This window comes from Bradyrhizobium sp. Mp27, from assembly GCF_029953005.1.
GTDB classification, from domain to species: Bacteria; Pseudomonadota; Alphaproteobacteria; order Rhizobiales; family Xanthobacteraceae; genus Bradyrhizobium; species Bradyrhizobium barranii.
Genome location: NZ_JASAUS010000098.1, coordinates 15,622 through 34,829 on the forward strand (window position 1 = coordinate 15,622; position 19,208 = coordinate 34,829).

Below are 19,208 nucleotides of genomic sequence, written 5' to 3' on the forward strand. Positions count from 1 at the left end.
CGGAAGAACCGCGTTTGGCCTCCCCCAGCAGTCCCGAAAATCCCTATATCGCCGCGCGGCAGGAATGGACCGAGCGCTACGGCTCCTATGTGAAGGCCGCCAGCGCCTGGCGCATCGTCGGCATCGCGAGCCTCGGCCTCGCGTTCATGAGCACGAGCTATGCGCTCTATCAGAGCACCCAGGTCAAGCTCGTTCCCTACATCGTCGAGGTCGACAAGCTCGGTTCGTCCGTAAGCGCGGGCTTTCCAGCCCAGATCGAATATGCCGACCCGCGCGTCGTTCGCGCCACGCTCGCTGGCTTCATCACCAACTTCCGATCGGTGACGCCGGACACTGTGGTGCAGAAGCAATATATCGACCGCGTCTACGCCATGCTGCGCACCACGGACCCCGCGACCGAAAAGGTCAACGCCTGGTTCCGCTCGAGTTCTCCCTTCGACAAGGCCAAGACCGCGACGGTCGCGATCGAGGTCAACAATGTCGTGCCGCTGTCGCCGCAGTCCTTCCAGATCGACTGGACCGAATACGAGCGCGACCGCAAGGGCAAGGAAGTGGCGACCCGGCGTTTCCGCGGCGTGGCCAGCGTCGTGCTGATTCCGCCGCAGGATGAGGCGGTGATCCGGCTCAACCCGATCGGCCTCTACTTCAAGGACTTCGACTGGACCGCACAGATCTGAAAGGCGCGCCCTCAACTATGACTGCGACAAGACCAACATGCCGGACGGCCCTTCTGATCGCGACCGCTCTCGTTTCCATCACCGGCCTTCACAGCGCCGATGCCCAGAGCCTCAACCGGAAGGAAGCGAAGGGCATGGATATCTCCGGCCAATGGCGCGGCCGGACGGGACTCGTGACGCGGGGAGCGGACGGCAAGGTGATCTTCCTCTACGGCGAGGTGCAGCCTTCCGTGGTCTGCTCGCCGCTCCAGGTCTGCGACATCGAATTGCAGGGCGGGGAGGTGGTGCGCGACGTGCTCGTCGGCGACACCGTGCGCTGGAAGGTCGAGCCCGGGACCTCCGGCGCGACGGGCGGCCAGGCGATCCACCTCATCGTCAAGCCGACCGAGCCCGGCCTCGTCACATCCATGGTGGTGACGACGTCGCGACGGACCTATCACATCCAGCTCAAGTCGCACCCGACCCAGTACATGGCGCGGGTCGGCTTCGACTATCCCGAGGACGTGTCCTCGCGCCTGGCCGACGTCAACGCCCGGATCGAGGCGGGCGGCGCCGGCGTGCCGGCGGAGCAGCTGAACTTCAGCTATTCCGTCTCGGGCAGCGCCGGCTGGCGCCCGACCCAAGTCTATAGCGACGGCACGAAGACCTACATCCAGTTCCCGGAATCCGTCGCCTCGCAGGACGCCCCGGTCCTGTTCGTGGTCTCAGGCGGCCAGAACCGCATCGTCAATTATCGGATGAAGAGCAACATCATGATCGTCGACTATGCGGTCGACAAAGCGATCCTCGTCTCCGGCGTCGGCTGGAGCCAGGAGAAGATCACCATCCAGAGGGGAGGGTGACGGCATGGCCAGCCACTTCTTCACCAGCTGCCGCCTGGCGCGCGCGGCCGCCTTCTTCCTCACGGCCGCCCTTCTTTCCGGATGCGCGACTTTCGGAACCGGCGGACTCGGTGCCAGCACCGCCCCGGCCGAACTCTCGGCCCCCGCCGCTTCGGCCGTCGCCGGTGATCTCGTTCCACGCCTTGCCGAACAGATCGGCCAGGGAAAGGCGACCATCGTCCTGAAGCCCGACGGATCGGCCTTCGGTTCAGCCCTGGAGACATCGCTCAGAAGCTGGGGGTACGCCGTCACGACCGATCAGGACACCAAGAATCCGAAAGCCATCCGGCTCGCCTATGTGCTCGCCTCCATGGACGGGCAGATGCTCGCTCGTCTCACGACCGGCTCGATCGAGATCGGCCGCGTCTATTCCGCGACCGCGGCGGGGGCAGCACCGGCAAGCCCGGTCTCGGTGATGAAGCGCGGCTGAGGGGAGGGGCATGACGCAATCTCTGCAACTCGGCGGCGGCCCCGGCGGGACGGGCGCGCCGAAAGATATCCGCCGCCTCAACCGACTACCGATCATCGCCGCGGCCGTGCTCGGCATCCTGTTCCTCGCGGTGATCTTCTACGGGCTGACCTCGCGGGGACTCGTGTTCCGATCGACATCCGACGCCGGCACGGGTGGCGGTGCGCCCGCCACGACCTTCGCCGATCAGATGAAACGCGGCGTTGCCGACGGCATCATCGGCGACGGCCAGCAATCTCCGCCCACGGCGCCGGCGCCCGAGCCGAGACCTGCGCCGCAAAACCCCTTCGTCCAGCCACAGCCTGCCGTCGCAGAGCCAAGGGGCGGCGCACTCGAATCCGAAGAAGCCTGGCGGGCGCGTCTCGCGCGGGAGGGTCAGGAGCAGTTCCTCCGGGAGCAGCAGCGCCAAAGAAGGGCGCGCCTGCAGGCGAGCAACATCGCGCTGGATTCGCCGCTCGCCATCGACACACAGAAGATCAAGGCGACGACAGCCGCCACGTCGCCGGCGAAACCGGGCGCCACGTCGGCGGCAGCCTCGTCCTCGCCGGCCGACCTCTACAGCCTCGCGCTTCTGACCGGGCTCAACGGCCAGAACCTCGATCCCAACGGGCAAGCGAAGAAGGAGAATTTTTTCAACTCCGACCTCGCCAAGCTCGGCTACCTGCCGAACCAGGTTGTCCCTCCACGCTCCTACTATGAGCTGAAACGCGGCTCGGTGATCCCGGCGACGTTGATCACCGGCATCAACTCCGATCTGCCAGGCCGCATCACCGCCCAGGTCAGCCAGAACGTCTACGACAGTGCGACCGGCCACCGCCTGCTTATTCCTCAGGGAACGAAGCTGATGGGCCGCTACGACAGCAAGATCTCCTTCGGGCAAAGCCGTGTCCTCGTCATCTGGACCGACATCATCTTCCCGAACGGTTCGACCCTCCAAATCGGCGGCATGGCCGGAACGGACGCGGAGGGTTATGGCGGCTTCACCGACCAGGTCGACAACCACTACTTCAAGACCTTCGGTTCCGCGATCCTGCTCGCGATCATCGGCACGGGCATAGATATGGCGGCCCCGCAGAGTTCGACGCTCGCGACGCAGCAGACCGCGTCGGACGCCGCACGGCGGAATTTTGCGGAAACCTTCGGCCGTGTTGCGGAGCGCACCATCAACAAGAACCTCGACGTGCAGCCGACGCTGGAGATTCGCCCCGGTTATCAGTTCAACGTCCTTGTCGATCAGGACATTGTGTTCCCTGGCGCTTATCGGGGCTGATCATACGTAATGCGACTGAAGCCGCCATCTATCGCGATGCTCGATCCACCAGTTTCATGCAATCCGGCCTCTAAATTTTCGCATTTGTTGCGCCAACTATAAATAACAAGCTACGCCAGACTGCATTAGACGCGAGGAGAGCGGAACGACACCTATGCACCAACATCATAACCACGAAAACAGCAACTTCGCCGCGTTGGCGAGTCAACTTAATCTATCTGTCCGCGATGTGTAACGAGGATCTCGCGGTGAGCCGAAACGCGTAGCGCTTCACGTGGAACCCTCGCGACAATGTGCACACAAGAAGCAGCGCGGCGGTAAATCGCTGTATGGCGTGGAAGATCGCCAGCTTTTACCGTTCACAGCCGGCACCGCCACCAGACGTCAATCTCACCATCACTGCGTCCTGCGCCGACTCGAGCCGGGTGCTCGCCGCCGGAAAAAAGTCTTCAGAGAAACAATGGATACGAGGAGAATGGACCTAAAAACCGGGTTTCAGAGACTGACGGACGTCACTTCTGCCGCGAGAACGCAGGAAGTTCTGAGGGAAGCGCTGCCGGATCTCGTGGAGGAATTGGGCTTTGACTGCTACGCCTATCTCTACATCCAGCCATCCAGAACTTATGCCTACTCGAACTATTCGCCGGAGTGGCTGAGGCACTATTTCGACAGCGACTACACGACGATTGATCCGGTCGTAAAAACCGCCAGCACGACTTTGCGCGCATTCACCTGGTGCTCCGGAGGCTCCCGCCATTCGGAGACAAAAGAGGTTCGGCGTTTCTATTCCGAGGCCGCCGACTTCGGGATCAGATCGGGTATCAGCATCCCGATACGGACGGCCTGCCGGCACATGTCGATGCTGACGCTCGCATCGAGCAAACCGTCCTTGACCCTCGATAAGGATATCGATCAGATCGCCGCCGTCACGGCGGTCGCGTTCCTGCATGCCAAGCTTGAAGAGCACAATGCGACGCCGACGGCGCAGCCAACGTTCGAGCTGACGGCCAAGCAGACCCTCTGCCTCAAATGGTCGGCTGAGGGAAAGCCGATGAAGTCGATCGCCACCCTCGAAAACATGTCGTTCGCGACCGTGAATTTTCATCTCAACAACGCCCGCAAGGTGCTCGATGCGGGAAGTCTCGCCCAAGCCACGGCACTCGCGACGAAGCTCGGCCTGATCTGACCGCATCCTCAATCGGCGGGCATAGTTGGTACGTAGCCTAGGACTCCAAGCAGGGTCGACAGCACGGTCTGCCGGGCGTGAACGTCGATCATCGCCTTGATGTAAGCTGTGCGCGCAAGACCAACACTTCCGTCGGACTCGGCAACCCGACGGCTGTCCGCGTGACGTAACTCGGCAATGTCGCGAAGGAAGCGATGCTTGTAAATTGCCTCGACGACAATCGTTTCGAGGATGTCTTTCGGAAGGTTGCCGTCAGTCCGACGATCGGTCCGCAAGGCTGTCTGCGCTTGTTCCGTGCGATCGCTCTCCTGCCAGCCCTGCGCCAGCGCTATCCGCTTAAAGACGTTTATCAAGCACACCGGGCACAACATCAGTTCCGCCGAAATCTTTACTGCCATCGCGTTTGACAGGCCAAAGCGCCTTCTCTCGTTCCAAATCAGAACAGACGCTGCGATACCTAACGCATAGAGAGTTGGTAGTAACAGGATAATCGAGTACTGCACGCCCCACACAGCGGAAATGATCGGTCCCGCTACAAGAAGAGCCATTGCGCCTGCGGAAACCAACAACAGCGACCACGCTCGACGCTCTCTTCGGTTGATGTTGGACAGCCGCCTGAAAGTCTTCTGCAAAGTTTGATTCGGAGCCGAAATGCTGGTGATGAGGAAGAGACGGAACGGAACAGAGTAGATTGCGAAAACTAGCTCTCTGTTCATCACCGTAAAAGGGGCTGAAGATGCCCTGAGTTCGGGGCGGGTGGTCCTTGAAACCGTAAACACGAACTTGCCGGGCTCCAACAGAAACGTGGAGTCCGCAAGAGCTATGATCCAAGCAACCACCCAAAAGCCGAACTTTGATGCAGCAAGTTCTTCCAGCATTCGGCTAAGCGGGTTTTCTGGAGAAGAACCGGCGTAGAGCGGCCCAAGCCGCCGCGAGCCCTCCAAACACGCCAAAAACCATGAACTTTTCGAACGCTTTAAATGCGCCTGACTTCGCGGCTGCAGCGGCGGCTCCGCCAACAATCAAGGCCGCTAACCCGTATTCCGCAACTTTGTCACCGGCGCGAAACTCGAAATACCGCTGACCGGGGTTAAACGTAAAATTCGCGAGCGACGCTTTGAACGCCTTGATGTCGTTGTCTAACGAGCCCCCGGGCTTGAAACGAGAGTGGCATTCATCACTCCACTCCGTCCAAGCAACCGGATCGTGTAGTTCACGGTGACATCACCCGACTCTTCACGAAGTTTGGTCCCCCATTCCAGGCGCTTCGTCTGGATATCGTAGTGAGGAACGACATACCAGCCCTCAAGCACGAGCGTCTCCAATCCGCGTCGCCTGCGCTCGTCGTTTCCGGCGACGTTGTTCTTCTTTAGGATGCCAAGGAGTTCGTCGGGATCGAGCGTTTCGTCATCCTTCACATAGCCTGAAGGATCGAAATTGAATACGGCGAACCAGTTCAAGCTCCTCGGCGCAAAGGTGTACTTGCCATCACTGCCCAAATTCCCCATCAGTTCCAGAAACCGCCGGCTTCCGACTGAACCGAGAAACATAGCATCCTTGGGGACGCCTATGCTGGCCACGGTGGCGATATCGCCCTGCGTTGGACCATATTTCCAATCGAGCTTCTTGAGTTCGACCCAAGCCTGATCATTTGAGCCCTGCTGAGCAAGAGCGGCCCCCGCGAATAACGACAAAGCAAATACAAACGCGAATCTAGTCAACGCTTTCATTTTAGCCCCATGGACAATTGAAAGCTTCACCCTACACAACTGCTGCTTGCCCGACAAACGAGCTATGGCGGAAAGTGGGTGACAACCGGCTGAGGAAGGCGACGTATTGAGGCGGGCGATCAAGCTGCCAGAACCTCTCGGCACACAGCCGGCTTGAACGATGGCGACTGCTTTTCCTACACCCTGGCGAAGGCGACCGGCGAGCCGCTCTTGTTCAAGGGCAATGATTTCAGCCAAATCGACATCGCGGCAGCATAGCCCCCGCCGGATGCGTCGAGTCCGCCACATTCACGGAGCGCGCCCGCCAACGCCGGACAGGTCGATGCGGATGCCCGACTTGTTGGGATCGTTGGCCGCCGGCTCCTGCGGAGATGGCGCCACCGCAGCCGGCTGAGGCGCCTCCTCCCGCTTCGGCTCCGGCGGCTTCGGCCCGCCAGGATCGTGAGCCGTGAACACCGCCGTCCCCTCAAATTGCCCACGCTTCCAGGCCTCGACGGCATCGTCGAACACCTGCGCCCTGACGCTATCATCGGTCGGATTGCCATACCATTTCCAAACGATCCGCCAGACCTTGCCGAACAGGGCCGTGCCCGTGCGGATGTTCCTGCAAGCGTCGAACAGATCCGGCGACAACTCCGACGGATCCTTCACGCCGAGACCGGCCGGATACTGCGTGATGCCGACGCGCACGACGGCTCGACCGATATAGCTGCGGGCAAGCTCAAGCGCTTCTTCGGGCGCCTTGACCGGCGGTACCAGGATGATGCGGTCGCCGTTGCGCACCGTCACGGTGAGCGGATCGGGCGACCCGGCGGCGTGCAAGAATTTTTCGACGATCGCGGGCTTCAGGGCGGGATCAGCACATTTCTGGATGAGATCGGCATCGATGGCCATGGGCGAATTCCTGTTCAGCGGTTGAAAGCGGTGACGAGGGGAAGACCGAACAGCCGCCCAGGCCTCGACGGCGGCGCGCTGGATCGCGGGGACGGGGGCGCCGGTCACCCACCAGCCATTGGCGATGGCGACGATCGTATCCGGCCGGTGCGGCATCGATTGCAGGGCCGGCCAGATCAGAAGCTGCTCGTAGCAGATCAACGACGCCACCCGGCGGCCGGCGATATCGACGACGGGATCTTGCGAAGGTCGCTCGCGCACCGCCGCTCTCCCCGAGCCATGTCCGCCGGGGCTGCCAGATCGACACGGGCACAGGCATGCGGGCGCGATAGAGAACCGTATCGCCCGACCAGCCAAGCGCCGCCGCGACGGCGAGAAAGGCGGCGCGCCGGGATCAAGGATCGACGGTGAGGATAGGCCGCGCCAGGCCGAGGAGACCGGCCTCCGGGACCGCCCCAAAATACCTCGAGTCATAGGAACCTGCGAAAGGCGAGTGAAGGAAGAGATTGCCGGGCGGAACGACACCCCCCACCCCAGGCGGAAGCGGTCGTCCCTGACCGTCGACGGGGCTGAGGCGCGATCGGGGCAGCAGCACGCCGTCGATCATGACCACGGCGCCGATGTCGATGCGCGCACCCGCGAGCGCGACGACGGTCTTGATCAGCGGCGCCGCGCCGCCAGAGCATGATCCTCGCCGAAAATATCCGCGCTCGAGGCCGAAGGCGGATATTGACCCAGCCGGCGGGCAGACGAACACGAGATCGCCGACGGCGATTTGCCGATCGAACGACACGATCCGCCAGAGCCCGAGCGGCTCGCTGGGCGTCAGGTTGAGGCGCAAGCCGCCGAGCCAGGCGATGCCGGCGATCGCTATCATCGCCACGCCGCCGGCCGCCATGATCGCGGATGCTCGCCGACGCTGAACGGCCGTTTTCTTTCCGGTCGCGGCGTCCGCGACTTGTGACACCACTCTCCGGTCGATGATCGAGATCATTGCAGCGACAGGCCTTTCGACTGCGTCTGACGAAGTGTTTTGGCTTCCTTCAAGGCCACTGCGGTCCGCTGCTGGGCGGCGAGCTGCTGCGCGGTCCTGAGATCAGGCCAGGCGGCCTTGAGCCCCTCCTTCTGCGCGGCGTTCATCCCGCCGGAGAGCGTCTCGAAGGTCTTGCCATCGGTGTCCTTTGCCGCGAGGCCGACGAAGCTGCGCTCGCCGAAGCGCTCGGAGACGGCGCGGGCAAAGCCCTCCAGTTCCGCCTCGATCATCTTGTCCTCGAGTGCGAACTCCAGGGCTGCCGGGAGATCGTTCCGATCGATGGCGTCGCGGATGCGCTCGAGGGTCTGCTTCGCCGACGGCGACAGCGCCGGAATGTCGACAGCAACCTTCAGCCGGGCGGCGCGCTCTTCGGCCTCGTAGCGATGTTCCGCCTCGGAACGCAGGCGCAAGAAACGTTCGAGATCACGGGCGAGCGCCGGCACGTTGAGGTCCGCCCGCTGCCTGTCCTGCTTGTCGGCGCGGCTGGCGAGCAAGCCCGTTTTGCCTTTCAGCGCACCGAAGCTCTCGGGCTTCTCCGCGAGTTTCGACAGGGTGGATTGCGCAGTCGCCTTGTCCTTCAGCATGCTGTCGACGTCGACCTTGCGGAACGCAGATTCAGGCTCGGCGAAGACGAAGCGGAAGCGCGTCGAGACTTCCTCCCATTGCTTCTTCAGGCCGGGATCGGCAGCGAGCTTGTCCTCGACAACCTGGTCGATCGATTTGGCGAATGTGGTGATGCCGGCGACCATCGGCTTGGCCTCCTTTGCGCCGTTGGGAATCGTCTGTTTCCGGGCTGCGCCGAGGCCGAGCCGGGCGCCGAGCGCGAGGAGCCGGGCACCGAGATCGGCGAGCTTTTGCTTCTGCCGGACGGTCCAGCGGACCTTGTCGGCAACAAGCGTCCGGGCGACGCGCATGAGATGGAGACCGCGCGCTTCGGCAAAGCGCAGCGCGGCGCGATAGGAAGGGCCGCGCTCATAGTCGAGCGTGGTTTCTTTCGCCCGGCTCTGCGACAGGATCTTGGTGAGCCCGCCGGCCTTCCCGAAGGAAATCGCCCCGTAGTAGAGAGCGACATCCTCGCGATGGCGAGTCAGCGCGACATAGGCAAGATGCCGGTCGAGCGAGAGCGTGGCGAGCACCTTCACCCGGTCGACGGTCGCGCCCTGGCTCTTGTGGATCGTGGTCGCATAACCGTGGTCGACGTTCGCATAGAAGCGCTGGTCGACCTCGACGCGGCGCCGTGCTTCACCCTCGCCGATCATCGCCGCGAACCAGCCCGGCCGCGCCTCGATGACACGGGCGATCATGCCGTTCTTCACGCCGAGCGATCCTTCATTCTTCAGGAAGACGATCTGGTCGCCGGTTGCGAAGCTGCGCGGACCGTCCTCGGTGCGGAAGGCATGGCCGTCCTCGACGATGCCACGCTCGATCAGCTTCGCCCGCGCCATCTCGTTGAGGACACGGACATCGCGCCGAAGATGCGCAAGGATCAGCGTCGACTTCGCCGGATCATAGTCCCAGTTCCAGTCCTCGATCAGCGCCTCGACAGCTTGCGCCTTGTACTTGCGCGCTTCCAGCTTGCCGTTCGCGCCATAAGCCTGCAGCGCCTCGGCAACGCGGCCCCGCGCGAGATCGAGCGAGGCATCGCGCATCCATTGCTCACGCTGGCGATAGATGGTTTCGAGTTCGGCATAGCCGGTGCGCTCGGCGATGGCGCGGAACGCCGCGCCGGCCTCGATCGGTTGAAGCTGATCGGGGTCGCCGACGAGCGCCAGTTTAGCGCCGGTCTTCACAACCGCTTCGACGAACAGCGCCATCTGCCGCGACGACACCATACCGGCCTCGTCGAGAACGAAGATGGTCTTGTCGTCGAGCTGCTCGCGCCCGTTCGACCAGGCAAGCTCCCATGAGGCCAGCGTGCGCGAGGCGATACCCGCTTCCTTCTCCAGTCCTTCGGCCGCCTTGCCGGCGAGCGCAGCGCCGACCACACGATAGCCGGCCGCTTCCCACACCTCGCGCGCGGCCTTCATCATCGTGGTCTTGCCGGCCCCGGCGCGCCCGACCACAGCGGCGATCCGCCCCACGCTGGCGACATGCGCGATGGCGACACGCTGCTCTTCCGAAAGGCGGGCATGGCGCTCGAAGGCTGCCGCCAGCACCTTCTCCCGGACGCCATGCGAGGATCGGCCGGCGAGCCAGACGGCACGATGCGCCATCTCGGCTTCGAGGCGGATCAACTCGCGCGTCGTGTACTTGGCGGGCTCGCGGATGCCGGTCGCAAGTGCGATGCACTCACCCTCCAGCCGGAGCGCTTCCGGGTTCTGAAGGATGCGCGCCATCAGATGCTGGAAGGTTCCGGCATCGTCGACATAGCGGTGCAGCACCCTGGCGATGTCACGCTCGGTGAAGACGCTCATCTCGCGCGAGACGAGATCGAGCACGATTTCGGGACGCCGCAGAATCCGCTGTCGGTTGTCGGTCTTCCGCTCCTCGTGGAGCGCGACGCGCTCGAGCTTCGGCGACCAACCGGCCTTCTTTCCTTTCCGATCGATCGCCTTGGTCGCCACGCCGATATGCGTCGTCGGGGCAAGATCGACTCCGCGCTCGGCGTAGGAACGGCCATCGACGCGAATGTCGAGACCGGCAAGCGCCAGATGCCTGTTCTGGAGATCGAGCCAGCCTTCGCGCTGCGCGAGGAACTCGGCCTTCTCGCCCGACCAGAGCCGATACACGATCTTGCCGGCGGCGTTGCGCAAGGGCGCGCCATCATGGCCGATGACCGGCACCTTCTTCGGCCCAAATCCGTCCTCGCCGAGAGGGCGAAGAGTGGTCATCAGGTGGATGTGCGGATTGCCCGGCTCGTCATGGAAAACCCAGTCGGCAACCTGTCCGCGCGCGAGCACCTGGGTTGCGACGAACTCCCGCACCAGCGCGACGTTTTGATCGATGGTGAGTTCGACCGGCAGGGCGATGATGAACTCCTTGGCGAGTTGGGCATCTGACCGCTTCTCGAAAGCCTCGATTGCGTTCCAGAACGCCTCGGCGGCGCCGGCGACCGAGCGGTCGGCGATCAGCTCACGCGCCCATTGTGGGGCATCCGGCGGCAACAGGAATTCTTCGTAACGCAGACCTCGCTTGGCGGAATAGTCGACCGTCCGCCCCTCCGCCTGATGCTCCATGCGCGCGCAGTGCCGGTAGGCTGCCGACAGCACGGCGCTGCGGCCGGAACCGCGCGAAATGAGCTGGGGCGTGAAATGCGTGATGGCCAAGGCGGCGCGATCTCCCGGACGAGGGCGGAACACGGATGCTCGTCGGGAGCGGCGGCAGGGCCGCGCCGGGGCAGACGCCCCCCGGCAGGTGAGAAAGCAGGACGTCGCGGATGCGACGTATTACTGCGCCCTTGGACCGCTCTCATCGAGCGGCCGGGATGATTTCAGGCGGCGTCGGCCTTGCCGACTAGCTTTTTTATTAGTCGCCCCATCGGACGACTTCCGAAATTCTCCGTGCCGTCCAGCACGCTGCAGAGCACGGAGGCTCAACCGGAAATGAAGAAACCGTCGTCGAAGATCCGCGAGGAAATCACTCGCCTGCAGGAACAGTTGAAGGCGGCCGAGACACGCGAGGCCGAGCGGATCGGGCGCATCGCGCTCAGGGCCGGACTCGGTGAGATCGAGATCGAGGAAAGCGAGCTTCTGGCCGCGTTCGAGGATCTCGCCGGCCGGTTTCACGGGAAGGCAGGGAAGGCGACCGGAAGGAAGGGAGCCGAGGCCGGAGGCGAGGCCAGCGCCCCTGCCGCGAAGGTCGCGTCTGGCGCGCATGCGAATGGCGCTGGCGAGGTATGAGCGCATGCGCCAGGCATCATCCTCCGAGGCCCGCAAGAAGGACACGCGCGAGAAGATCGAGCTCGGCGGCCTGATCGCAAAGGCGGGACTACGCTACGAGAAGCGCGCGGTCCTGCTCGGCGCGCTGATCGAACTTCGCCGTCGGCTGAGAACCGACGAAGCCGAGCGGGCTCGGCTTGCCGCGATCGGGGTGGAGGCGTTCGGCCGTGACGGCGAGTAGGCTCCTTCTGCTGATCGTGCCGGTGGCGCTGATGCTCGGCACGGTCATTGGATTGACCGGCATCGAGCATAGTCTCGCCGGCCTCGGCAAGACGGAGGCGCAGCGCCTCCTGGTCGCCCGCGCCGGGATTGCCATGCCTTACATCGTGGCAGCGGCGATCGGCGTCGTCTTCCTGTTCGCCGCCGCAGGCTCCGCGAACATCCGTACCGCGGCATGGAGCGTCGTCGCGGGATGCGCGGCGGCGATTTCCATGGCTGCCGCGCGCGAAGCGATCCGCCTCTCTGCAATTCTGGCGAACGCCGTACATGGCCGATCACCGCCGGTGCAGATCGACCCAGCGATCATGGTCGGAGCGGGTATCGCGCTGATGGCCGGCATCTTCGCGCTGCGCGTTGCGGTGAAGGGCAACGCCGCCTTCGCCGCGCCAATGCCGAAGCGCGTTCGCGGCCGCCGCGCACTGCACGGCGATGCGGATTGGATGTTGGTGCCGGAAGCGGCAGGGCTCTTCAGCGACGCCGGCGGAATCGTGGTTGGCGAGCGCTATCGTGTCGACAAAGACAGCGCGGCGGCTGAGCCGTTCCGGGCCATGGACCGGCAGAGCTGGGGCATCGGCGGCCGCGCGCCGCTGCTCTGCTTCGACGCCACCTTCGGCTCATCGCACGGTATCGTTTTCGCCGGATCGGGCGGCTTCAAGACGACGTCGGTGACGATTCCGACCGCACTCAAATGGGGCGGCGCGCTCGTGGTGCTCGACCCGTCGAACGAGGTTGCGCCGATGGTGATCGAGCATCGGCGCGCGGCGGGGCGGACCGTGCATGTGCTCGATCCACGAGAGCCAGGAACCGGCTTCAACGCGCTCGACTGGATCGGCCGCTTCGGCGGCACGAAGGAGGAGGATATCGCCGCCGTCGCCTCATGGATCATGAGCGACAGCGGCGGCGTACGCGGCGTGCGCGACGATTTCTTCCGCGCCTCGGCGCTGCAGCTTGTCACCGCGCTGATCGCCGATGTCTGCCTGTCAGGGCATACGGAAGACAAGAACCAGACGCTTCGCCAGGTCCGCGCCAATCTGTCCGAACCGGAGCCCAAGCTGCGCGCGCGTCTGCAGGCGATCTACGACAATTCGGAATCGCAGTTTGTGAAGGAGAACGTCGCCGTCTTCGTCAACATGACGCCGGAGACGTTCAGCGGCGTTTATGCCAACGCCGTCAAGGAAACCCACTGGCTTTCCTATCCGAACTATGCCGCGCTCGTGTCCGGCTCAACCTTCGTCAGCGACGATCTCGCCGGCGGCGCAACCGACGTGTTCATCAATCTCGACCTGAAGACGCTGGAGACCCATGCCGGACTCGCCCGCGTCATCATCGGCGCCTTCATGAACGCGATCTACAACCGCAATGGCGAGGTGACGGGACGGGCCTTGTTCCTGCTCGACGAAGTGGCGCGGCTCGGCTTCATGCGCATCCTGGAGACCGCCCGCGACGCCGGCCGCAAATACGGCATCACGCTCCTCCTGTTGTTCCAGTCGATCGGTCAGATGCGCGAAACCTATGGCGGCCGCGACGCGGCGAGCAAATGGTTCGAGAGCGCGAGCTGGATCTCCTTCGCGGCGGTGAACGACCCGGAAACCGCCGAATACATCTCGAAGCGCTGCGGCATGACCACGGTCGAGATCGACCAGGTCAGCCGCTCGTCGCAGGCGTCAGGTTCATCTCGGACGCGCTCGAAGCAGCTCGCCTCGCGGCCGCTGATCCAGCCGCACGAAGTGCTGCGCATGCGCGCCGACGAACAGATCGTCTTCACTGCCGGCAACGCACCGCTCCGGTGCGGCCGCGCCATCTGGTTCCGGCGTGACGACATGAGGGCTTGCGTCGGAAAGAACCGATTCCAACCTGAAGAAAAAACATGACGCGCTTTCTTGTTGCAGGAGCCGTCACGGCAATCAATGTGGGCTTGGCGGTCGCCATCGGCGTCCCCTCCCCTCGTCCAACGGATATACTGGAGCAATACGAGAACCGCGATGTTGGTCATCCCGCCGCCTCTGCGGAGCGATAGGCTGAGCGTCCGTTTCACCCTCTGCGACGGGCCGATCCACGTGAACTGCGTCGTCGACGGGGACACGTTCTGGTTCAGGGGTGACAAGATCAGGATCGCCGATATCGACGCCCCGGAAATCTTCTCGCCGCGATGCCGAAGCGAGAAGCAGATCGGCGAAATCGCCCGCGATCGGTTGCTGGTCCTGCTGAACGCCGGCGGCTTCACATTGGTCTCGGGCTGGCGCGACACTGACCGGTACGGGCGCAAGCTGCGCACGGTCACGCGCGCCGCTCGTTCGCTTGGCGAGACGCTCGTCGAGGAAGGTCTTGCCCGGCGCTGGAACGAGCCGCGACGCGATGGTGCGCCCTCGATTGATCGCGGCGGTAGCCCGCCGCACACGCTACGATCATTGGTTTTCTCGACCGTGCCCCTACCGCGGGAGGATCGTCACCGGAGGACGAAACCGCTTTACGGGTTCGGTGCGCCTTGGCGCATAGAGCCGTCCGCTCGCCAGAGCGGCCCGCCCCCAAAAGCCCCCTTCGCAAAAATGAATCAATATGCCCCTGATTGATTCTAAAAACTCATTGGACGCGAACTCTCCGATGCGGGATTCTGTCGTCATGATCGCGCAGCCCTACCAGCTCTATATCGAACGCACCGACGCCTCGAAGAACATGGCCCGGTTCTACGCCATGGCCATCGAACCGACGCTCTTCGGCGACATCTGCCTGACACGCCGCTGGGGACGGATCGGCGCACAAGGTCAGATGATGAAGCACAGCTTCGCGCGCGAGGACGAAGCGGTCAGGCTATTCCTCGACCTGCTGCGCCAGAAGCGCAATCGCGGATATCATCCGAAAGGAAAGCAGGCGGCGACGTAACCGGATCGCTGTCTGCGCAGACACGGTAGGCTCCCACCGGTTGGGTGGCAGCACCCACGGAACAGAGCCTCCGCGAAAGCGAAGCCGGCTCAGTGAGCCGGCCGTTCATCGTGCGGATTATATTCGTGGATGATGTCGAGGCCGTCACCTTCGTCGATTTCGTCGCTGGGCATGACGCCGTATTCGCCGTCGACCTGGAAGAGCGTGACCGGGACCATCAGGGTGCAGGCAAGGTTGAAGGCGTGGTTTTGTGCGAGGCCGAGATCGGACATTGTCTTGAGGCTCCATCCGGAGCGGGGGAATTCCCGCTCGATGGCTCCTCGAAGGACCGGCCCCGGTCGCGATCACCGCGCCGGCATGAGCCAAGCGGCGGCACGCTTCGCGTAGCCGACCCCGCGCGGGTTGATCGTGGAAGATCCGGGGGTGGACCAGGACGCCATCGTGAAAGAGCGGGATTGCACCGCCCCGGCCGAAGCCACTGACCGTACGATCCCTTTTCCTCGAACGGCGCTCCGACACATGCCGCTCCCGGAAACTGGCCTGCTCACACACCCGATCCGGTGGTGCTTACGCCTATCTGCCGGGCAGGACCGACATCGACATCGTGGCGCTTCGGAATACCGGCCGCCATTTGCCGATACGGAGACGGGATGGAGGAGCGACCATGGCGACCAACGGCCACGCCAACGCGGAGGGATTCATGACGGCACAACCGCGGAGGCAGCAACTGTTGCGAGCGCATCCCGCCGGTCGATCCGGCGGGTGTGCTTCGATCAGGGCGAAAGCCTCCCTCAGCGGGGAGGCTCGTCGGCATCATCCGCCAGCATGGCATCGCGCTCGGCGATTGCCGCCGCCAGTTCGGCCTCAATCTGCCGGCGCTCGGCGCGCACCACCGCGTTCCTGAGTTCGGCCCGAAGCTCTTCGACTTGCTGTTCGATGGAAATCGTCATCGTCGTCTCCGTCTTGTTTGTGAAAGACGGCGACCACGGTCATGACGGACCGGAGGGGTCAGGGACCGCAAAGCGGCCGCGGAGCGGCGGGGGGACCGCCCGTCCTTGAGGCCTTCGGGCCGGCATGGCACCCTCAAGCGGACCGAGCAGACATCACCACACTCCCGCCTGTTCTGGAAAACCCGGATGCGGGCTCGATGCCTGCAGCCGGGTTCCGATAGGACCGAACGCGGACAGCCGCCCACCGGTCCAGACATAGGAACGGCCCCGCCGGGGTGGCGGGGCCGGTTGGGCGGGACCTCAGTCCCGGTTCGGCCGAGACCAGATCAACTGGAGGCCTTCCTCGCCTTCCACCTCGACCAGGGTGGCGTAGATGGGAGCCGGGAAGCTCGGGTCGTCGAGTTTGACCGAGAGGTAGTCCCGGCCGGTTTCCTGCGCGACGCGTTGCCAGGCCGCGCCGAGCTCGACATTAGCGGCCGCGAAGACGCGAAAGTGCGGGCCCTTGTCGGAGGGGTTCTCGATACGGCGGAACTGGGCCTTGACGTTGAGGGTGAGGGTGCGGATTGAACCGGTGAATCCGCCGTTGCCGTTGCTGGTGAAGGAGCCGATGGTCGCCATGGTATTTCGCCTTTCCTTGTGTTCGGACCGCGCCCATCGCGGTCTCGATGGCTGTCGGAAAGTCCGGGGACGATCGGACCGCACCTCGCAGAGGCCGCAATGCAATGGAGGACGGCAACTGGCGATTTTGTTAGTTGGCGAGGAATGTCGGCGCAGCCGGCAGGGGTCAGAAAATCGGCAGGCGCCGTTGCGGAAAGCCGATCGAGGCGAAGCCGGTCTCCGGTCAGACATGCCTCATCGAGCCCGCAGATGGGCCGGCACGCCCGCAGGAAAGGCATCACCATGACCCCGCGTCCATGGCGTCCATGCAAAGGGACAGTGGCGCTCACAGGCGAAACGCGAACTCCGGCGCCAACGTCAGGATGCGCTCCGCCTTCAGAACGACCGGCCAAGGGGACGGTCCCGGCAATTCGCAATGGCCCTGTTCGAGCAGCTGCCGAACCCAACAGCACGCCGCTGGCGAAACCGACACGGGACAACCCGCGGCCCGCGGCCAACGACCGCTGCACGACACCACATCCCCCATCGAGGTGAAGGGCGAGGATGACACAGCCATGATCGAAAGCGCCGCGCAGCCGCGACGAGTCTCACCTGAACGGCTCCGCGACTTGGCGGGCCGATTCATGTCCAACAGAGGTTGGAATTGCCTCGGGAGCACCTATGTTCTAATGTGTCAACAATTCTTGGAACGGATGCCGCCATGACGATCACAACTTTGTCCAGCCGTGAGTTTCAGCAGAACGCCAACCAGGCGCAGAAGGCCGCGCGCAACGGCCCCGTCTTCATCACGAACCGGGGCCGCCCGACCCAGGTACTGCTCAGCTACGAGGACTATCAGCGGATCACAGGCAGACGCCGGAACATCGTGGCCGCCCTGTCCATGCCCGGCCTTGCAAGCATCGAGTTCGAGATCCCGCGGTCGAAAGATCTGCCCCGGCCAGCGGATCTTTCCTGATGTATCTGCTCGACACGAATGTCGTTTCGGAACTGCGCAAAGCCGGCAGCGGAAAAGCCGACCCACGCGTCGTGTCCTGGCTGTCGGCGCAAGACGCCGCATCCTTCTTCGTCTCGGCTGTCACGCTGATGGAATTGGACCTTGGCATCCTGCTGGTCGAACGTCGCGACCCGGCGCAGGGGGGCCTCTTGCGAACCTGGATGGACGACTACGTTCTTCCCGAATTCGCAGAAAGAACCGTGCCGATCGACAAAACCGTGGCGCTGCGTTGCGCGCGCCTGCATGTGCCCGATCCGCGCCCCGAGCGAGATGCATTCATCGCGGCCAGCGCCCTTGTGCATGGAATGATGATCGTGACCCGCAACGTGGCCGATTTCGAGCCCATGGGCGTCAAGATCGTCAATCCCTGGACCCATGGCGATTAAGGTTGCACGCCAGCGCCGAGTGACAACGCGCGCAGGCGAATAGGGGAAGGCTCATTGCCTTCCTCCGTCACAATCGGAGCGTGAAACATTACGCGGCCTCCCGCTCGGTCTGCGCCCGCGGCTGGAGATTGTGCAGATATGCAACGGCGCGCTGCGCATGCGCGGCCGCCTGAAAAATCGCCCGCCGGTCGGAGCTGAGTACGCGCAACCAGGACTCAAGGTAAGAAGCATGGTCCGGCCGCGGCTCGAGTTCGGGCGCGATGCCGAGATCGGCACAAAGGAAGCAGCTTCCGAGCTCGGCGATCAGCTCTTCCCGCGCTCGCTCGGTCTGGTCTTTGTGGTAACGACTGAGGTCTCTGTTCAGACGGTGCGGAGCACCTGCATAGTGGACGCATTCATGTCCGAGAACCGCATAATAGCTCGCGGCGTCTCGGAAACTCTGCAATTCTGGCATCTCGATGGTGTCGCTACCGGGAGAATAGAATGCCTTCGATCCGCCGTGCCGGATCGTCGCGCCGGTATTGGCGAAGAAGCGTTCTGCGTGCTCGATGCGCTCGAGCTGATCGGCTAATGGCTCCGGCCTCTGGTAATAGTGATCCGGTAGGCCATCGATCTGCGCGACGTTGAAGGTGGTGTAGGCTTTCAGGAACGCGATTTCCCGATCGAATTCCTCGCCGGCGCGCCGATCTCCGTCTTCGTAAACCGGCTGGCGAAGACCACCATGGTTCCGGTTTCGCCTTTGCGGACAGCGCCTCCAAGCTGGATGGACTGCTTGAACGTCATCCAGATCGGCAACGTATAACCGCGGGCCACGGCTTCCGACCATAAAAGCAGGACGTTCAATCCTGAGTATGGCAAACCATTATGCCGCAGCGGCCGCGTCACCCGGCCGGTGGCGTTGCCCGAACGCCATGGCTGCACCCATGGCCGCACGCCCTTCTCCAGATCGGCGACGATCTTCTCGGTGATCCGGGTGTAGATATCCGCCCGCTCGCCTTCATTCTTTCTCTTCATGATGTCGAACCTCGAGCTATAGAGCTGGCCCCGGTTGTTTGGACAGCGCCCCGCTGGATTTAAGTGGATTCCTGCCGGGTTATGCTGAACGCGGGGCTTTACGGTTTTGTCGTTGCGTCGGGAGGGCGT

Annotated in this window: 19 protein-coding genes and 4 pseudogenes; 13 read left to right on the forward strand and 10 right to left on the reverse strand. The window is 63.6% G+C overall.

Annotated elements, in window-relative coordinates:
- The first annotated feature begins 14 nt into the window (after positions 1–14).
- From trbF to QJT78_RS34555, 5 genes are all read left to right on the forward strand, one after another.
- Entirely contained in the window at positions 15–677 is a 663-nt protein-coding gene (gene trbF / locus QJT78_RS34535) for a conjugal transfer protein TrbF (protein ID WP_028152600.1), read from the forward strand.
- 17 nt (positions 678–694) lie between these two features.
- Positions 695–1,519, forward strand: coding sequence for a P-type conjugative transfer protein TrbG (trbG, locus tag QJT78_RS34540; protein ID WP_028152601.1), 825 nt, complete (start codon positions 695–697; stop codon positions 1,517–1,519).
- A 4-nt stretch (positions 1,520–1,523) separates the two neighbouring features.
- Positions 1,524–1,988 (forward strand): conjugal transfer protein TrbH, encoded by a 465-nt coding sequence (trbH, locus tag QJT78_RS34545; RefSeq protein WP_028152602.1) that lies wholly within the window; start codon positions 1,524–1,526, stop codon positions 1,986–1,988.
- A 10-nt stretch (positions 1,989–1,998) separates the two neighbouring features.
- Positions 1,999–3,297 carry an IncP-type conjugal transfer protein TrbI gene (gene trbI / locus QJT78_RS34550; RefSeq protein ID WP_028152603.1) on the forward strand — a complete coding sequence of 433 codons (1,299 nt, stop codon included), beginning with the start codon at positions 1,999–2,001 and terminating at the stop codon, positions 3,295–3,297.
- Between the two features lie 274 nt (positions 3,298–3,571).
- Positions 3,572–4,483 carry an autoinducer binding domain-containing protein gene (locus tag QJT78_RS34555; protein WP_232674644.1) on the forward strand — a complete coding sequence of 304 codons (912 nt, stop codon included), beginning with the start codon at positions 3,572–3,574 and terminating at the stop codon, positions 4,481–4,483.
- Between the two features lie 8 nt (positions 4,484–4,491).
- Here QJT78_RS34555 and QJT78_RS34560 read toward each other — a convergent pair whose 3' ends face one another.
- Together QJT78_RS34560 and QJT78_RS34565 are read right to left on the reverse strand one after the other, a co-directional pair.
- The gene (locus tag QJT78_RS34560; protein ID WP_049807965.1) at positions 4,492–5,361 is read right to left on the reverse strand and encodes a transcriptional repressor TraM; all 870 of its coding nucleotides are present in this window, start codon (positions 5,359–5,361) and stop codon (positions 4,492–4,494) included.
- 261 nt (positions 5,362–5,622) lie between these two features.
- Positions 5,623–6,213 (reverse strand): DUF2167 domain-containing protein, encoded by a 591-nt coding sequence (locus tag QJT78_RS34565; protein ID WP_049807966.1) that lies wholly within the window; start codon positions 6,211–6,213, stop codon positions 5,623–5,625.
- 138 nt (positions 6,214–6,351) lie between these two features.
- On the opposite strand from QJT78_RS34565, the pseudogene QJT78_RS34570 reads away from it, so the two are divergent.
- A pseudogene (locus tag QJT78_RS34570) lies at positions 6,352–6,471 on the forward strand (type II toxin-antitoxin system VapC family toxin); the annotation flags it as partial.
- 30 nt (positions 6,472–6,501) lie between these two features.
- Here the strand turns inward: QJT78_RS34570 and QJT78_RS34575 are convergent.
- The 4 genes and pseudogenes from QJT78_RS34575 to traA all read right to left on the reverse strand — a co-directional run bounded on the left by QJT78_RS34575 (position 6,502) and on the right by traA (position 11,406).
- Positions 6,502–7,107: a TraH family protein gene (locus QJT78_RS34575; protein ID WP_035680223.1), complete on the reverse strand. Its 606-nt coding sequence runs from the start codon at positions 7,105–7,107 to the stop codon at positions 6,502–6,504.
- Between the two features lie 14 nt (positions 7,108–7,121).
- Positions 7,122–7,444, reverse strand: a pseudogene (locus QJT78_RS34580) (nitrilase-related carbon-nitrogen hydrolase); the annotation flags it as partial.
- 57 nt (positions 7,445–7,501) lie between these two features.
- The gene (traF, locus tag QJT78_RS34585) at positions 7,502–8,101 is read right to left on the reverse strand and encodes a conjugative transfer signal peptidase TraF (RefSeq protein WP_080587024.1); all 600 of its coding nucleotides are present in this window, start codon (positions 8,099–8,101) and stop codon (positions 7,502–7,504) included.
- Entirely contained in the window at positions 8,098–11,406 is a 3,309-nt protein-coding gene (gene traA / locus QJT78_RS34590) for a Ti-type conjugative transfer relaxase TraA (RefSeq protein WP_212479306.1), read from the reverse strand. The genes traF and traA overlap by 4 nt, the downstream gene beginning before the upstream one ends.
- Before the next feature lie 276 nt (positions 11,407–11,682).
- Here traA and traC point away from each other — a divergent pair, with 276 nt between their 5' ends.
- The 5 genes and pseudogenes from traC (at position 11,683) to QJT78_RS34615 (ending at position 15,117) form a co-directional block, all read left to right on the forward strand.
- Positions 11,683–11,979 (forward strand): conjugal transfer protein TraC, encoded by a 297-nt coding sequence (traC, locus tag QJT78_RS34595; RefSeq protein WP_028152604.1) that lies wholly within the window; start codon positions 11,683–11,685, stop codon positions 11,977–11,979.
- Positions 11,980–11,983: 4 nt separating this feature from the next.
- Positions 11,984–12,199: a type IV conjugative transfer system coupling protein TraD gene (locus QJT78_RS34600; protein ID WP_028152605.1), complete on the forward strand. Its 216-nt coding sequence runs from the start codon at positions 11,984–11,986 to the stop codon at positions 12,197–12,199.
- Entirely contained in the window at positions 12,186–14,108 is a 1,923-nt protein-coding gene (traG, locus tag QJT78_RS34605; RefSeq protein WP_028152606.1) for a Ti-type conjugative transfer system protein TraG, read from the forward strand. The genes QJT78_RS34600 and traG overlap by 14 nt, the downstream gene beginning before the upstream one ends.
- Positions 14,109–14,267: 159 nt before the next feature.
- Positions 14,268–14,579: pseudogene (locus QJT78_RS34610) on the forward strand (thermonuclease family protein); the annotation flags it as partial.
- A 259-nt stretch (positions 14,580–14,838) separates the two neighbouring features.
- Positions 14,839–15,117: a WGR domain-containing protein gene (locus QJT78_RS34615; RefSeq protein WP_211434712.1), complete on the forward strand. Its 279-nt coding sequence runs from the start codon at positions 14,839–14,841 to the stop codon at positions 15,115–15,117.
- A gap of 89 nt (positions 15,118–15,206) precedes the next feature.
- Here QJT78_RS34615 and QJT78_RS34620 read toward each other — a convergent pair whose 3' ends face one another.
- The 3 genes from QJT78_RS34620 to QJT78_RS34630 all read right to left on the reverse strand — a co-directional run bounded on the left by QJT78_RS34620 (position 15,207) and on the right by QJT78_RS34630 (position 16,685).
- Positions 15,207–15,389 (reverse strand): hypothetical protein, encoded by a 183-nt coding sequence (locus QJT78_RS34620; RefSeq protein WP_028152608.1) that lies wholly within the window; start codon positions 15,387–15,389, stop codon positions 15,207–15,209.
- A gap of 519 nt (positions 15,390–15,908) precedes the next feature.
- The gene (locus tag QJT78_RS34625; RefSeq protein ID WP_155252164.1) at positions 15,909–16,067 is read right to left on the reverse strand and encodes a hypothetical protein; all 159 of its coding nucleotides are present in this window, start codon (positions 16,065–16,067) and stop codon (positions 15,909–15,911) included.
- Between the two features lie 300 nt (positions 16,068–16,367).
- Positions 16,368–16,685 carry a DUF736 domain-containing protein gene (locus QJT78_RS34630; RefSeq protein WP_027584750.1) on the reverse strand — a complete coding sequence of 106 codons (318 nt, stop codon included), beginning with the start codon at positions 16,683–16,685 and terminating at the stop codon, positions 16,368–16,370.
- A 700-nt stretch (positions 16,686–17,385) separates the two neighbouring features.
- On the opposite strand from QJT78_RS34630, the gene QJT78_RS34635 reads away from it, so the two are divergent.
- Together QJT78_RS34635 and QJT78_RS34640 are read left to right on the forward strand one after the other, a co-directional pair.
- On the forward strand, positions 17,386–17,640 hold the full coding sequence (locus tag QJT78_RS34635; protein WP_028152609.1) for a type II toxin-antitoxin system Phd/YefM family antitoxin: 255 nt from the start codon (positions 17,386–17,388) through the stop codon (positions 17,638–17,640).
- Positions 17,637–18,065, forward strand: a complete 429-nt coding sequence (locus tag QJT78_RS34640) for a type II toxin-antitoxin system VapC family toxin (protein ID WP_202801362.1) — start codon at positions 17,637–17,639, stop codon at positions 18,063–18,065. The genes QJT78_RS34635 and QJT78_RS34640 overlap by 4 nt, the downstream gene beginning before the upstream one ends.
- An 88-nt stretch (positions 18,066–18,153) precedes the next feature.
- On the opposite strand, the pseudogene QJT78_RS34645 reads toward QJT78_RS34640, so the two are convergent.
- Positions 18,154–19,079: pseudogene (locus QJT78_RS34645) on the reverse strand (zincin-like metallopeptidase domain-containing protein).
- Between the last annotated feature and the right edge of the window lie 129 nt (positions 19,080–19,208).

Bases quoted from the DNA above. Each gene is read 5' to 3' on its own strand.
- trbG (WP_028152601.1), top strand. From the start codon at position 695: ATGACTGCGACAAGACCAACATGCCGGACGGCCCTTCTGATCGCGACC.
- trbH (WP_028152602.1), top strand. From the start codon at position 1,524: ATGGCCAGCCACTTCTTCACCAGCTGCCGCCTGGCGCGCGCGGCCGCC.
- trbI (WP_028152603.1), top strand. From the start codon at position 1,999: ATGACGCAATCTCTGCAACTCGGCGGCGGCCCCGGCGGGACGGGCGCG.
- QJT78_RS34560 (WP_049807965.1), bottom strand. From the start codon at position 5,361: ATGCTGGAAGAACTTGCTGCATCAAAGTTCGGCTTTTGGGTGGTTGCT.
- QJT78_RS34565 (WP_049807966.1), bottom strand. From the start codon at position 6,213: ATGAAAGCGTTGACTAGATTCGCGTTTGTATTTGCTTTGTCGTTATTC.
- QJT78_RS34575 (WP_035680223.1), bottom strand. From the start codon at position 7,107: ATGGCCATCGATGCCGATCTCATCCAGAAATGTGCTGATCCCGCCCTG.
- traF (WP_080587024.1), bottom strand. From the start codon at position 8,101: ATGATCTCGATCATCGACCGGAGAGTGGTGTCACAAGTCGCGGACGCC.
- traC (WP_028152604.1), top strand. From the start codon at position 11,683: ATGAAGAAACCGTCGTCGAAGATCCGCGAGGAAATCACTCGCCTGCAG.
- QJT78_RS34600 (WP_028152605.1), top strand. From the start codon at position 11,984: ATGCGCCAGGCATCATCCTCCGAGGCCCGCAAGAAGGACACGCGCGAG.
- QJT78_RS34615 (WP_211434712.1), top strand. From the start codon at position 14,839: ATGCGGGATTCTGTCGTCATGATCGCGCAGCCCTACCAGCTCTATATC.
- QJT78_RS34620 (WP_028152608.1), bottom strand. From the start codon at position 15,389: ATGTCCGATCTCGGCCTCGCACAAAACCACGCCTTCAACCTTGCCTGC.
- QJT78_RS34625 (WP_155252164.1), bottom strand. From the start codon at position 16,067: ATGACGATTTCCATCGAACAGCAAGTCGAAGAGCTTCGGGCCGAACTC.
- QJT78_RS34630 (WP_027584750.1), bottom strand. From the start codon at position 16,685: ATGGCGACCATCGGCTCCTTCACCAGCAACGGCAACGGCGGATTCACC.
- QJT78_RS34635 (WP_028152609.1), top strand. From the start codon at position 17,386: ATGACGATCACAACTTTGTCCAGCCGTGAGTTTCAGCAGAACGCCAAC.